The following is a 13,699-nucleotide window of genomic DNA, read 5'->3' as shown; positions in this document are numbered from 1 at the left end:
CGGAACAACTTGCCAGCCTCTTTGGGCAGCCCTCCGCGCTTATAACTACCACCGAGTTGACATACACACGGAAAAGGAAACCTAATAATGAAGCTTCATATTCAAGGATGGAACGAAGGCGCGCCAATACCCAATAAATTTGCCTTTGGTAAAATCCCTACTGAAGGACGGTTTGAATTGGCAGAGAACATCAATCCGGCCATTTTCTGGACAGACATCCCCAAAGGCACCAAATCGTTCGCTCTAATTTGCCATGATTCGGATGTTCCATCTTCTGGTGAGAACGTCAATATTGAGGGCAAAACAATATCCCCAGACTTACCAAGGGTCGACTTTTACCACTGGGTCGTTGCAAATATACCGCCGTCAACAACCAAAATTGACGAGGGTCAGGCTTCAAATAGGGTGACACCAACGGGAAAGAAGCCTGGAGCTCGCCCATATGGCGAAGCAGGGTTGAACAACTACACCAATTGGTTTGCTGACCATCCCACTATGGGTGGAAACTATGCAGATTATGACGGCCCATGCCCTCCCTGGAATGATGCACTTATTCATCGCTACCATTTTACCATTTATGCACTCGACGTTAATGAAGTTCCTCTGCCACAGCCCTTCGGTGGCCCTGAACTGTTAACCGCGATTGATGGTCATGTTTTGGCAAAGGCCTGCTATACGGGCACATATTCAATGAACCGCGACCTTTAATCACCTCCCCGATCGGCTCACACCGATTGGGGAGTAAACTTGTGTAAGTTCGCTTGCTTCATCAAGCAACCAGTCACGAAACAGCCGGACCTGCCTGCGCAATTCGCGCTTTTTCGGATGGACCAGATAATAGCCAAGGGGCACCGTTAGGACATGTTGCGGGAAAAGATGAACGAGCTTGCCTTCGCTTACATCTTCCTCGGTCAGAAGCGGGTTGGCAATCACCACGCCCTGATTGTGAATGGCGGCCTCGATTACCATTGCGGTCTGATCAATATCGATATGCTTGATCAACCGGCTTTGTTCCGGCGCAATACCGGCAAAGGTCGCAAGCCAGTCCGACCACCAGTGATGCTTGGTATCATTGATCAGGGTTGCCCGAACCAGATCGGCCGGCGTTGCAAGCCCCAATTCATCGCGATAGGACGGCGCACAATACACAGCCGCCTGCCCGCGATACAGCAACACAGCTTCAAGGCTGTCATCATTACCATCAAAATAACGCACCGCGATATCAAGCCCGTCATGATCGAAGTTCGGCCGTTCTTCGGTTGAACCGACATGCAGGGCAGTTGTCGGATGCATGATCAGAAACCGCGCCATCCGCGGTGAAAACCATTTGGCGGCAAAACTGGGTGGCATGACAAAATGAACGGAATGATCCTGACGATGGCGCAACTGTGCGCTGGCATCTGAAATCTGCTGCAAGGCCGGACCAATCCGGGCGGCATAGGCCAATCCATCCGCCGTTGGATAGACCTGCCGAACCGAACGGGTGAACAGCTCCACGCCCAGCCATTCTTCAAGCTTGCGGATTTGCTGCCCCACCGCGCCGGGTGTGACATTCAGTTCTTCTGCCGCCAGCGAGAAGCTTTGCAGACGCAGGGCAGCTTCGAATGCCGGAAGCGATTTAAGCGGCGGATAAAGCGACATAATGCATTTTTTCTATATTATGATCCAGATAGCATGATTTGTAGAATACACTGCAAACAAGTAAATGTCGTGAAACATCGCAATCCGGATTTTCCGACATGAAGAAGAATGCCTATATCGTTTTCGGATTTTTAGCCCTTGTCTGGGGGCTGACCTATCTGTTTAACAAGACAGCCAGCCACTATGTCAGCCCGATGCAAATCGTTATGGTGCGGGTAACCATGGGCTTTCTTCCGCTATGTCTGATTGCACTGGTTCGCGGCAAACTGAAATGGGGCCACCTGCGATATACCCACCACTTTGTGGTCATGTCGCTGCTTGCTGCGTCGGTTTACTATTATGCCTTTGCCAAGGGCGTTGCGATTTTGCCCTCAAGCATCGCAGGCATTCTGGCCGGTGGCATCCCGTTCTTCACCTTCGTCGCAGCCCTTCTGTTTCTGAAAGGCGAACCGATCAATCTGCGTTCGGTTGGCGGGCTATTGCTGGGCTTTGCCGGGATCGCATCGATTGCCCGTCCCTGGGAAGGTGGCGGCGGGGCCATTGATCCGGCTGGCGTGGGCTATATCGCGCTTGGATCGGCCTGTGTCGGCCTATCCTTTGTCTATGCCCGCAAGTTCCTGAGCCCGCTTGGGATTTCGCCGATTGCGCTTTGCACCTATCAGCTTGGTCTTTCATCGGCGACCATGCTGGTGATTGGCGACTTTGATGGCATTGACGCCATTTTTGTCAATCCGCTGGCAACGGTCGGCCTGTTTATCGGGCTGGGCCTGTTTGGCACCGGGATTGCCTATATGTGTTATTACTATGTTGTTGAAAAGCTTGGCGCGATCAAGGCTGCCAGTTCGACCTATATCCCGCCGGTAATCGGTCTTGCCACCGGCACATTGATCCTTGGTGAAACAGTCACCCTGACAGATCTGATCGCGACATCTGTCATTCTGGTTGGCGTGATCATCATGCAGTCGGGCAGATCCCCCGCTGTCTCGGCCCCTTCGACCTTACAAGATGTCCGGGCCCACAACCGGCCCGAACATGCCTGAGAGCTCCCTGTTCTCAGAGGCTGCGCCCCCGTTTCCGGGGGCGCTTTTTTTATTCTGGTCAGGCTTTTACGTTGCTTTCGTTGCCGCCGCGCGGACAAAGGCCGTAATCAACGGGTGACTTTCGCCACGCAAACCGGATCGTTCCGGCTGAAAAGCCGTTCCGATAAAGAACGGATGCCCATCAAGTTCCACCGCACGCGGGTCTCCATCCTGATCCCAGGCCGACACACTTAGCGGTTGCCCATCAAGCAGTCCGACATAGTCACGGTTAAAACCGTAACTGCATCGATAGGTTTCAGACACCCTGTCCACTCCGTAATAACGATGGATCGAACTATCCTTCACCAGATCAATCCCGCCATCCTGATCAATCAACGCACAGACAAGCGGCGCAATCAGCGGAAGTTCGGCTTCGGGATCAATTTCGGCATTTGCAGCATTCCCCAAACCCAGCACGTTGCGCGCATATTCAAGAACGGCATGTTGATAGCCCCCGCACGTTCCCATAAAAGGCACGTTACGGGTTCGGGCATATCCAATGGCGGCAAGCGCCCCGTCAAAGCTTTGATACGGACTTGCCGGGACACACCAGATGCCATGATAGCTGCCCAGAAGCCCTTCGGGATCAATATCATCAAGGGCAGTTGTTGAAATCCAGTCACTGGTAACCGGCACATCAATCTGGCTCCCGGCAATATCAAGCGCCTTGGGAATGGCTTGATGGGCCGTAACATCGGGGTTGAAGTCGCCAACCAGCGCAATTTTGACAGTCATGAATTTATCCTCGTTTCAGGTGACATTACGAGGGAATGCAAATCGGCTCGAACAACAAAAAACGGCCCGTGAAATCACGAGCCGGGATTTGTGCCGCAAACAGAGCTGCCTTTGACGAAGATACTACAGAGTTCCCGCCCGCGCCATATCTTCCAGTGCCATTTTTACCGCCTGTGCGCGATTGGACACATTCAGTTTGCGATAGATATTTTTCAGATGGTATTTGACCGTGATTTCACGAAGGTCCAGATGACGCGCGATATCCTTGTTCGGACGCCCTTCTGACAACAATGCAAGCACTTCACGTTCACGCGGGGTCAGACGTGCAAAATCGCCTTCGCTTCCGAAACCGCCGGCAAGACGGCTGTCGGAGTCCCCACCGCCAACCATGCCGTCGCTCAGATCATTGAGGATCGAAGACGGCAGATACTTTTCACCGGCCAGCACCAGCTGAACCGCATTTGCCAACGCCTGACCACGCAGGGTTTTGGGAATAAATCCGTGTGCACCCGCCTCGATTGCATGACGCACATCCTCGCTGCGATAGGCACCGGACAACAAAACCACAAAGGTCGATGGTGCGACCTTTTCCAGTGCACGTTTAAGGCCATCAAGCCCGTTCATGCCCGGCATCCGCAAATCAAGCAGGACCAGATCAAAGGTATTATTTTCGGCAATAAGATCCAAAGCCGGGTCAAGCGCGCCGGCTTCAGCCACTTCGCAATCTTCGAAATACTGCTGGAACAGCAGTGATATTGCCTCACGAACCAGGTCGTGATCATCCGCCAAAAGGATACGCAAAGCCTTTGCCCTTCTTCTACCTGATTAGCATCCTTTGCGCTTGGCAAAGGATTGTACACCAAAAGGTTGCACCCACTGATTTTCAATCTCGAAATGCAGGATACGAGACCGCCTAGTGGTTTGCAAACTAGAAGTTTTTGGCGAAGGCCCGTTTCCTGACCATCAGGTCAGGACTTCTGCACGCGCAACCGGACGTAGTTCTTCGAGTTTTGCGTTAAGTTGGGACACTGTGATGTCGATATTCTTACGACCAAAGTCTGCAAGCAGAAGCGCCACGACACTGTTCTCACGCGGGTTTGCAACCAACTCGCCAACGGTTTTGACAGCATATGCCTGACATTCGTCAGCGGACATGCCCATTTGCTCGCCAGCCCAAACGATCAGCATCTTGTAAAGATGTGTTTCGATACGAAAATCCTGTTCAAGATCAAAGCTGTATTTCGCCTCGAAACCGCGTTCGCGATCATTAAAGCTGTTCATATCGTTCCCTCCTTGACGTTTTTCCCATCCCGCCACAGCACGTTCGGGATCGGTTGCCTGCATTAGTATTTGAGAACAAAGCGGGCCTTTTACACCCCTCTGCTTGATACTTTTGAATTTGACAAATGAGCTGTCATGACGCTTTGATCTGGCTCATGTGCACAGTCATTATTTTGCGCCGTCCCGACCATGAATGGCCGGTGATCATTGGCGCCAATCGCGATGAAATGAATAACCGCCCCTGGAAGTCCCCGGCACGCCACTGGGATGATCGCCCGGATGTTATTGCCGGTCTTGACGAAACCGCGGGCGGCACCTGGCTTGGCGTCAACGAAGACGGTGTGGTTGCTGCCGTGCTGAACCGGTTTGGCACACTTGGCCCGGCCGCAGACAAACGATCCCGTGGTGAATTGCCGCTTGAGGCCCTTGACCATGCCGACGCGATTGATGCCGCACAGTCACTGGCCGAGCTTGATGGCGGTGCCTATCGACCATTTAACATGGTGGTTGCTGATAACCGGGATGCCTATTGGCTGGCCAATCGTGGTACAGGCAAAATCGAGATCACCGAAATCCCCGAAGGTCTTTCGATCCTGACCGCGCACGATCTTAACGACACCGCCAACAGTGCACGCACAAGGCGCAATCTTCCGCGGTTCAGAGCGGCACCGTCGCCCAACCCCGAAGCCGATGACTGGTTTGCCTGGCAGGCATTGCTGGCAGATACCGGCATCGAGGCCCCCGATCCCGAACATTACGACATCCGTGCCGATGCGATGCTGGTGCGCAGCAATATGGGATTTGAGACGGTTTGTTCGTCCCTGATCGGATTACCGGCGATTCCCACCAGCGAACATGAATTGCCCCGCCGTCCGGTCTGGCTGTTTGCCGATGGACAACCCGACAAGACCCCGTTCCACCCGGTCAACCTGTAACCGGTATGATCAGAGAAAACAGAGCATTGCCAAAAGGTTGCAGTGCAAAATCATCTGTGAGCCCCACGACACCGCGACGGTTGCAATTTTTGATTATCAAGTTTGCGTAAATAGAGCTTAAGCGACAATTGAGTTTCTCGCCAAGCACTGCTATACGGGGGGCGCGAATTTCAGGGTGCCTGCGCAGTTGCCGTGCGGGCCTAGATGTGAAAGATCCCGCCAATGTCCAGAAAGCAGCCCATTTACGAGGGTAAAGCCAAGGTTCTTTACGAAGGTACTGAGCCCGGTACGATCATTCAGTATTTCAAGGATGACGCCACTGCGTTTAACGCTCAGAAGCGCGGCACCATTGCCGGCAAGGGCGTCCTGAATAACATGATCACCGAATTCGTCATGACCCGTCTGGCAGAAATCGGTATCCCGACCCACTTCATTCGTCGCCTTAACATGCGCGAACAGCTTTGCAAAAAATGCGAAATTGTTCCGATCGAAGTTGTGGTTCGCAACATCGTTGCCGGTTCGATGGCAAAGCGTCTTGGCCTTGAAGAAGGCGAACGTCTGCCGCGTCCGATCGTCGAATTCTACTACAAAGACGATGCACTGGGCGATCCGCTGGTGTCTGACGAGCATATCCTTGCTCTTGGCTGGGCAAGCCCGGACGAGCTGGAAGAAATCGTTGGCATGACCCTTCGCGTAAATGATTACCTTTGCGGCCTGATGCGCGGCATCGGCATCAAACTGGTCGATTTCAAACTTGAATTCGGTCGCGTTTGGGAAGGTGACTTTGCGCAGCTGGTTCTGGCCGATGAATTCAGCCCGGACAACTGCCGCCTTTGGGACGCAGTGACCAACGAAAAGATGGACAAGGACCGTTTCCGTCGCGATCTCGGCGGCGTCGAAGAGGCCTATCAGGAAGTCGCGCGCCGTCTTGGCGTTCTGCCTGAGTCCGCCGAAATAGAGTCGCTGAACAAAGACGCGACCAAATAACACCCCAAGGCCGCGCTCGCGCGGCCTTTTCTTATGGCTGCCGATACATTGCGCATCGGACAGCGTTTTGTTTGCAAACAAAGTCGCGCGAGCCCCGCGCCTGCGAACTTAAAGGAGCTTCTCGTGAAAGCACGTGTTCATGTCACCCTGAAGAACGGTGTTCTTGACCCCCAGGGCAAAGCCGTTCACCACGCCCTTCAGGGCCTGGGTTTTGATGGCGTCAACGACGTCCGTCAGGGCAAATTCATCGAACTCGAACTGGATGGCACCGATGCCGCCAAGGCCGAAGCCGAGGTCAAGGAAATGTGCGAGAAGCTTCTCGCCAACACCGTGATCGAAGACTACAGCATCGAGCTGGCCTAAGCGCCTTGACGGGGATTTGCACACCCGCATCCCTGTCTATCGCGATCTAGTAACGGACATTAATCGAGAGACGGTATTTCATGAAATCCGCTGTCATCCTCTTCCCCGGCATCAACCGGGAGAATGACGCCATCGCAGCACTCGAACAGGCCACCGGCACCAAACCGGTTGTGGTCTGGCATGGCGAGACCGAGCTGCCAAAGACCGACATCATCATGGTCCCGGGTGGTTTTTCCTATGGCGACTATCTGCGTTGCGGCGCCATGGCTGCCAAGTCCCCGATCATGCGCGCTGTTGCTGAACGCGCCAAAGCCGGTGTGACCATCCTTGGCGTTTGTAACGGTTTCCAGATCTTGACAGAAGCAGGCCTGCTGCCCGGTGCGCTGATGCGCAATGCCAGCCTGAAATTCATCTGCAAAAACACGCATCTGAAAATCGAAAACGCTGACACCCGCTTTACCAACCAGTATCAGGCTGGCGACGTTGTCGACTATCCGGTCGCGCACCATGACGGCAACTTCTTTGCCGATAGCGAAACGCTTGACCGCCTTGAAGGCGAAGGTCGCGTTATTCTGCGCTATTGCGATGCGAACGGTGTTGTTGATCCGGCAACCAACCTTAATGGTTCCCAGCGCAACATTGCCGGCATCATCAACGAGGCAGGTAACGTCCTTGGCATGATGCCGCATCCGGAAAACGCGATTGATCCGCTCCATGGTGGCACCGATGGCCGCAATCTGTTCAAAAGCTTGGTGGAGGCAGCATCGTGAGTGCTATTGATTTCAACACCCCGATCACGCCGGAACTGGTCAAGGAACACGGCCTGAACGAGGAAGAGTACAATCTCGTTCTCGAAATCATGGGTCGCGAACCCAACATCAACGAACTTGGCATTTTCTCGGTCATGTGGTCGGAGCATTGCTCCTACAAGTCCTCGAAGAAATGGCTGAAAACCCTTCCGACCAAGGCTGACTGGGTCATTCAGGGTCCGGGTGAAAACGCCGGTGTCATCGACATTGGTGATGGTCAGGCTGCTGTCTTCAAGATGGAAAGCCACAACCACCCGTCCTTTATCGAACCCTATCAGGGTGCGGCAACCGGTGTTGGCGGCATCATGCGTGACGTGTTCACCATGGGCGCACGTCCGATTGCAAACCTGAACGCCCTGCGCTTTGGCGAGGCCGACCATCCGAAAACCAGCCATCTTCTGAGCGGCGTTGTCGAAGGTATCGGCGGTTACGGTAACTGCATGGGTGTTCCGACCATCGGCGGGGAAACCAACTTCCACGCATCATACAATGGCAACATCCTTGTCAATGCGATGACCGTGGGTCTGGCAGATGCCGACAACATTTTCTATTCGGCAGCAGCCGGTATCGGTAACCCGGTTGTCTATGTCGGTTCGAAAACCGGTCGTGACGGTATCCATGGTGCGACCATGGCATCGGCCGAGTTTGATGACGACAGCGAAGAAAAGCGTCCTACCGTTCAGGTTGGCGATCCGTTCACCGAAAAGCTTCTGCTTGAAGCCTGCCTTGAACTGATGGCAACCGACATGATCGTCGCAATCCAGGATATGGGTGCGGCCGGTCTGACCTCTTCCTCGTTCGAAATGGCGTCCAAAGGCGGCGTTGGTGTCGAACTGTGGCTTGATAAGGTCCCGATGCGCGAAGAAGGCATGACGCCCTATGAGCTGATGCTTTCGGAATCGCAGGAACGCATGCTGATGGTTCTGAAACCCGGTTGCGAAGATGCCGCCAAGGCAATCTTTGACAAATGGGAACTCGACTTTGCCGTCATCGGTGTTCTGACCGATACCAAACGCATGGTCCTGAAATGGCATGGTGACGTTGCCGGTGATCTTCCGATTGATCCGCTGGCCGAAGCATCGCCTGAATATGATCGTCCGTGGGAACCGACCCCGAAACAGGATCGTATTGACCCGAACAGCATTTCGGCAAAGGTCAGCCATGTTGACGCGCTGAAAACCCTGATTGCGTCGCCTGACCTTGCATCGCGTCGCTGGATTTGGGAACAGTATGACCATCTGGTCATGGGCAACACCATTGTTCGTCCGGGTGGCGATGCCGGTGTTGTGCGCGTACAGGGCACGAACAAGGGCATTGCAGCCACCACCGACTGCACCCCGCGTTATGTCATGGCCGATCCGGTCGAAGGCGGCAAACAGGCCGTTGCCGAAGCATATCGTAACCTGGTTGCAACCGGCGCCAAGCCGCTTGCCATCACGGACAACATGAACTTCGGCAATCCGGAACGTCCGCGCATCATGGGCCAGTTTGTTGGCGCATGTCAGGGCATCGGCGAAGCCTGTATCGCACTGGAATTCCCGGTCGTTTCGGGTAACGTGTCGCTTTACAACGAAACCAACGGCGTTGGCATCATGCCGACCCCGGCAATTGGTGGCGTTGGTGTGATTTCCGACCTTGGTCACCATGCAACGATTGGCATCAAACGCGATGACAGCGCCCTGATCATGATCGGTGCTGCAACCGGTGAACTTGGCCAGTCGCTGTATCTCAAGACCATCGAAGGTCGCGAAGAAGGCGCACCGCCGCCGGTTGATCTGAACGCTGAAAAGCGTGCCGGTACGCTGGTTCGTGAACTGATCGAACTGGGTCTGGTTCGTACCTGCCACGATATTGCCGATGGTGGCCTTCTGGTAACGGTTGCCGAGATGTGCCTTGCAGGCAATATCGGTGCTGACCTGCACCTTCCGGAAGCTGGCAGCGAAGTCGCATGGCTGTTTGGTGAAGACCAGGGCCGTTATGTGATCGCAACCCGCGACCCGGACAAGGTTCTTAATGCGGCAGGTAGCTCGAATGTTGCAGCAGTGATCATCGGTCAGGCCGGTGGTGATTCTGTTGCCATCGATGGCGGTGACAAAGTATCGCTGGCCGAGCTGCGCGAACTGAACGAAGGCTGGATGCCATCCTTCATGGCAGAAGCCGTTCAGTAAGCAAGGCGCCTCGAAAATCAAAACCCCGTCAGAGCAATCTGGCGGGGTTTTTCTTTGCCGATGACAGGTGTTTGACCTTTATTGCCTGTACGAGCCCTGCTTCCCATATGTTGGTTGTGCATGGATTGGCGGGGATCAAATGGCGTACCTTTGTCGACCAATTGTCTGGGCGATACTTTTTTGCTTCGGCTGTGCCATGGTGGTTTTTCTACCATCAGGGCACGCCCGAAACATGACAATCTATGTTGATGAAGCCAATCCCCCGTTCATGTATCGCGATGATGATCTGGCAGCAGGCATCTATCCCGATCTCGTTCGGGCGATATTCGTCCGGGCCGGGATACCCGTCGAGATCATCGCTGTCCCTTGGCGCCGGGCACTTCTTCATCTGGAAAATGCCGAAGGCGGCGTTGCCGGGATCTACAAAAATCTGGAACGTCAGAAAAAGTACGCCTTTAGTGACCCGATCCACCGCGAAAGATTGATGATCTACCGTTCCAAGACAGCGTTCACCAGCGAGAGCGAACTCAAAGACCTTGAAGGATTGAATGTCGGGGTTATTCGCGGATGGAGCTATGGCGATGCGTTCGACAACGCCCGACAGGCCGAACTGTTTTTCGCATCAGAGGCAGCAAGCGATGATCAGAATTTCTCTATGCTGATCAGCAAGCGCGTCGATGCCGTGATTGCCGTACGCGAAGCTGGCGACATCTGGATCCAGAAACTTCAACTTGAAAACCAGATCGTGCGCGGCGAACGTGCGATGTATGAAAATCAGACCTTCATCGCGTTCAACAGAAAATCAAAAGAGATGTCGGCAATTGCACTGATCAATCGTGCCATCGCAGAAATGGTCGAAGACGGAACCATTGAAGCCGTAGTGACGAATGCTGTCCATCAGGCAATCGGGTCGGCATTTCACTAGATCACGCACAGAAACATCCGTGATTTTCCCAGCTACATACGAGCGGCAAGCTGTTTCAAGATCGTTCGTGTGCCATCATCGGCAGGAAGCAACGTTTCAATTGCCAATTCTGACAACGTAACTTCAACCGGCGTACCAAAAACCGTCGTCGTACTGACAAAACGCAATGTTCCGGCATCGGTTTTAAGAACAAGCGGGACGATCAGGCTGTTGATTGCATCATCGCCCGTCGCGTCCTGATGATGGTCGGGTTCGCGATAACGGGTGACCTCGTCATAAAGCACGACCAGTTCCCGATCAGCAGTAAGTTCAATCTGACGACGCAGGCGGTCGAGCAAATGGTCGCGCCATTGCTGGAAATTGACCACCCTTGATGCCAATCCGTCAGGATGCAGGCTTAGACGCAGCAGATTGACGGGTGGACGCAGAAATTCGGGATCAACGCCCCCCAGCATCATGGGCACAATGCGGTTTGACACCACCATATTCCAATGCCGATCCATTGCCAGCGCCGGATAAGGTTCATGGGCCGACAGAATTTGATCGACCGCCGTGCGAATGGCCATCCCCGCGTCCCCGTCAAAATCATGTTCAGCATAGATCGGGGCAAATCCCGCTGAAACCAGAAGGGCATTTCGTTCACGCAAGGGCACATCAAGACATTCCGACAGATGCAGGATCATGTCGCGACTTGGTTTCGAACGGCCGGTCTCCAGAAAGCTCAGATGCCGGGTCGAAATATTGGCGTCCCCTGCCAGATCAAGCTGACTGAGCCTGCGCTGCTTGCGCCATGCCTTAAGGCTGTTTCCAAATGCGTCATCGGTCATCAGATCAGCTATTCCTGTTTGAAGGTCCCGAAGCCTATCACCAAAGAGAAGGAACAAACATTACCTCTGAGGTAATCGTATTCATTCCCTGATCACGGCAAGGTGTCGCCATCAACCGCAACCCGAAAGGTTCGAACAATGGCTGCGCTTTCTTCTGTTAAACTTCTTAAAACCGTTCTGATGATTGATGCCGCGACCTGCCTTGTATTTGGTCTTCTGCTGAGTACAGGTGCCAGCTTGCTTGGTGAATGGTTGGGCCTGCCGGTCGATCTTCTGTTTTATGCCGGACTGATCCTGTTTCCCTGTGCGGCACTGATGGCATTTACCGGCCAGCAGGCCACACCGAACAGTGCCCTTGTTCTGATCATTGTCCTTGGCAATATCGGTTGGGCCTTGGCGAGTTTGGGCATCCTGTTGGTGTCTTTCATCACCCCCACCGCCCTTGGATATGGATTTGTCATCATTCAGGCAGTTGCCGTTGGCGTTCTGGCGGCAATCGAACACCGAATGTTTGGCGCATCCCACCAGATGGCATCGATCTGATGGGCAGACAGAACAAAAAAAGAGCCGCATCACTGCGGCTCTTTTCATGCTTATTTGAAGCTGATCTTGGGGAATAGGCCCTTTTTCTTGGGTGCTTCTGCCGGACCGACCCGCTCGTCAATTGCCGCGGCAACCTTGTCAGCGATTGCGCCATAGGCCTTGGCATGTTCGCCATCGGCCTCGGTCTGCACAATCGGTTTGCCTTCATCCGCACCCAGACGAATTTTAAGATCCAGCGGGATTTCCCCCAGGAACGGGACACCCAGTTCATCGGCGGCCTTGCGTGCGCCTCCGTGATCAAATACGTGATCCACATGGCCGCATTCCGGGCATTTGTAATAGGACATGTTTTCGATCAGGCCGAATACCGGCACATTGACCTTGCGGAACATGTTCAGGCCCTTTTTGGCGTCCAGAAGGGCAATGTCCTGCGGGGTTGAAACAATCACCGCACCCGTCACCGGCACGCGCTGCGCCATCGACAGCTGAATGTCACCGGTTCCAGGAGGCATATCAACCACCAGCACATCAAGATCGCCCCAATCGGTATCACGCAAAAGCTGTTCAAGCGCCCCCATTGCCATCGGGCCACGCCAGATCACCGGCTGTTCTTCATCAACCATAAAGCCGATCGACATGATGCGAATGCCAAAGGCCGACGGCGGAATCATTTTGCCCTGATGCTTTGAAGACGGGGTCGGCTTGGCATCGCGAAGCCCCATCATGCGCGGCAGGCTCGGCCCATAGATATCCGCATCAAGCAGACCGACCTTAAGCCCCTTGGCCACCAGTGACAGCGCCAGATTGACCGAGGTTGTCGATTTCCCGACCCCACCCTTGCCCGATGCTACGGTAACGATGCTGCGTACAGTTGGCAGTTCAAGTGGCATCTGCCCAGCCCCTTGCGGACGCTGGCCGGGTTGTGCCGGGCGCGCACCTGCTGGTTGGTGGGGTGCTGACTGACTTGCAGCCGCTGGTCGTTCCGCTGTAAGGGCCACACGGGCTGTTGTGACCCCGTTCACAGCCGCCACAGCGCGTTCTGCCGCCTGACGCAAATCTTCGAGGGCCGGTCCGCGTTTCGGATCGACCGCGATCATCACATTTACGACTTCATCATTGATATCAATACCTTGCACCATGTCCTTGGCTGTGATTGATTTGCCGTCGACCGGGTCGATCACGCTGTCGAGTGCGGCGACAATCTGTTCACGGTTTGGCGAAGTCATATTGCGGTCTCCAAATTTTGGCTTAAGTCCGTGGTCACACAGAACTTGCGGGCGCGTAACATTGTTTTGCAAGGCAAGCTGTCATATAAGGCCTAAGGGCATGCTCCGTCCAACAAGATTTAGTGAGTTTGCTATGGCCTGCAATCGGTTGCACCACCAAGTGGCATATGATCAACATGT

Annotated in this window: 16 protein-coding genes; 9 read left to right on the top strand and 7 right to left on the bottom strand. The window is 54.2% G+C overall.

The window, feature by feature from the left end; genetic code table 11:
* The first annotated feature begins 87 nt into the window (after positions 1–87).
* Complete coding sequence (locus tag TH19_RS06255) at positions 88–708, top strand: YbhB/YbcL family Raf kinase inhibitor-like protein (protein ID WP_114101471.1); 621 nt, start codon at positions 88–90, stop codon at positions 706–708.
* Here the strand turns inward: TH19_RS06255 and TH19_RS06250 are convergent, their stop codons facing one another.
* Positions 709–1,641 carry a LysR substrate-binding domain-containing protein gene (locus TH19_RS06250; protein WP_114101470.1) on the bottom strand — a complete coding sequence of 311 codons (933 nt, stop codon included), beginning with the start codon at positions 1,639–1,641 and terminating at the stop codon, positions 709–711.
* A 98-nt stretch (positions 1,642–1,739) separates the two neighbouring features.
* Between TH19_RS06250 and TH19_RS06245 the strand changes: the two genes are divergently transcribed.
* Positions 1,740–2,681: a DMT family transporter gene (locus TH19_RS06245; protein WP_114101469.1), complete on the top strand. Its 942-nt coding sequence runs from the start codon at positions 1,740–1,742 to the stop codon at positions 2,679–2,681.
* A 66-nt stretch (positions 2,682–2,747) separates the two neighbouring features.
* Here TH19_RS06245 and TH19_RS06240 read toward each other — a convergent pair whose 3' ends face one another.
* The 3 genes from TH19_RS06240 to TH19_RS06230 form a co-directional block, all read right to left on the bottom strand.
* A complete protein-coding gene (locus TH19_RS06240) occupies positions 2,748–3,455 on the bottom strand; it encodes a CTP synthase C-terminal region-related (seleno)protein (RefSeq protein WP_114101468.1) in 708 nt (235 codons plus the stop codon).
* Positions 3,456–3,578: 123 nt separating this feature from the next.
* Positions 3,579–4,256: a response regulator gene (locus tag TH19_RS06235; protein ID WP_114101467.1), complete on the bottom strand. Its 678-nt coding sequence runs from the start codon at positions 4,254–4,256 to the stop codon at positions 3,579–3,581.
* A gap of 162 nt (positions 4,257–4,418) precedes the next feature.
* Positions 4,419–4,736, bottom strand: a complete 318-nt coding sequence (locus TH19_RS06230; protein WP_114101556.1) for a DUF1476 domain-containing protein — start codon at positions 4,734–4,736, stop codon at positions 4,419–4,421.
* A 155-nt stretch (positions 4,737–4,891) separates the two neighbouring features.
* Here TH19_RS06230 and TH19_RS06225 point away from each other — a divergent pair, with 155 nt between their 5' ends.
* From TH19_RS06225 to purL, 5 genes are all read left to right on the top strand, one after another.
* Positions 4,892–5,671, top strand: coding sequence for an NRDE family protein (locus TH19_RS06225; RefSeq protein WP_114101466.1), 780 nt, complete (start codon positions 4,892–4,894; stop codon positions 5,669–5,671).
* 222 nt (positions 5,672–5,893) lie between these two features.
* On the top strand, positions 5,894–6,658 hold the full coding sequence (gene purC / locus TH19_RS06220) for a phosphoribosylaminoimidazolesuccinocarboxamide synthase (protein ID WP_114101465.1): 765 nt from the start codon (positions 5,894–5,896) through the stop codon (positions 6,656–6,658).
* 123 nt (positions 6,659–6,781) lie between these two features.
* Complete coding sequence (gene purS / locus TH19_RS06215; protein ID WP_008891731.1) at positions 6,782–7,021, top strand: phosphoribosylformylglycinamidine synthase subunit PurS; 240 nt, start codon at positions 6,782–6,784, stop codon at positions 7,019–7,021.
* 80 nt (positions 7,022–7,101) lie between these two features.
* Complete coding sequence (gene purQ / locus TH19_RS06210; protein ID WP_114101464.1) at positions 7,102–7,791, top strand: phosphoribosylformylglycinamidine synthase subunit PurQ; 690 nt, start codon at positions 7,102–7,104, stop codon at positions 7,789–7,791.
* Positions 7,785–9,998, top strand: coding sequence for a phosphoribosylformylglycinamidine synthase subunit PurL (purL, locus tag TH19_RS06205; RefSeq protein WP_404969479.1), 2,214 nt, complete (start codon positions 7,785–7,787; stop codon positions 9,996–9,998). The genes purQ and purL overlap by 7 nt, the downstream gene beginning before the upstream one ends.
* A 17-nt stretch (positions 9,999–10,015) precedes the next feature.
* On the opposite strand, the gene TH19_RS22705 is transcribed toward purL, so the two are convergent.
* Positions 10,016–10,213 (bottom strand): hypothetical protein, encoded by a 198-nt coding sequence (locus TH19_RS22705; RefSeq protein ID WP_181846328.1) that lies wholly within the window; start codon positions 10,211–10,213, stop codon positions 10,016–10,018.
* A gap of 17 nt (positions 10,214–10,230) precedes the next feature.
* On the opposite strand from TH19_RS22705, the gene TH19_RS06200 reads away from it, so the two are divergent.
* Positions 10,231–10,923 carry a substrate-binding periplasmic protein gene (locus TH19_RS06200; RefSeq protein WP_181846327.1) on the top strand — a complete coding sequence of 231 codons (693 nt, stop codon included), beginning with the start codon at positions 10,231–10,233 and terminating at the stop codon, positions 10,921–10,923.
* Positions 10,924–10,955: 32 nt separating this feature from the next.
* Here the strand turns inward: TH19_RS06200 and TH19_RS06195 are convergent, their stop codons facing one another.
* A complete protein-coding gene (locus tag TH19_RS06195) occupies positions 10,956–11,750 on the bottom strand; it encodes a helix-turn-helix domain-containing protein (RefSeq protein ID WP_114101461.1) in 795 nt (264 codons plus the stop codon).
* 138 nt (positions 11,751–11,888) lie between these two features.
* Here TH19_RS06195 and TH19_RS06190 point away from each other — a divergent pair, with 138 nt between their 5' ends.
* Positions 11,889–12,293 carry a hypothetical protein gene (locus tag TH19_RS06190; protein ID WP_114101460.1) on the top strand — a complete coding sequence of 135 codons (405 nt, stop codon included), beginning with the start codon at positions 11,889–11,891 and terminating at the stop codon, positions 12,291–12,293.
* 50 nt (positions 12,294–12,343) lie between these two features.
* On the opposite strand, the gene TH19_RS06185 is transcribed toward TH19_RS06190, so the two are convergent.
* On the bottom strand, positions 12,344–13,519 hold the full coding sequence (locus TH19_RS06185; protein WP_114101459.1) for an Mrp/NBP35 family ATP-binding protein: 1,176 nt from the start codon (positions 13,517–13,519) through the stop codon (positions 12,344–12,346).
* Positions 13,520–13,699: the final 180 nt, after the last annotated feature.

The organism is Thalassospira profundimaris (genome assembly GCF_003326675.1).
GTDB lineage: Bacteria > Pseudomonadota > Alphaproteobacteria > Rhodospirillales > Thalassospiraceae > Thalassospira > Thalassospira aquimaris.
Note: the sequence above shows the minus strand (reverse complement) of the source record. Positions and strands in the feature narration are given on the sequence as shown.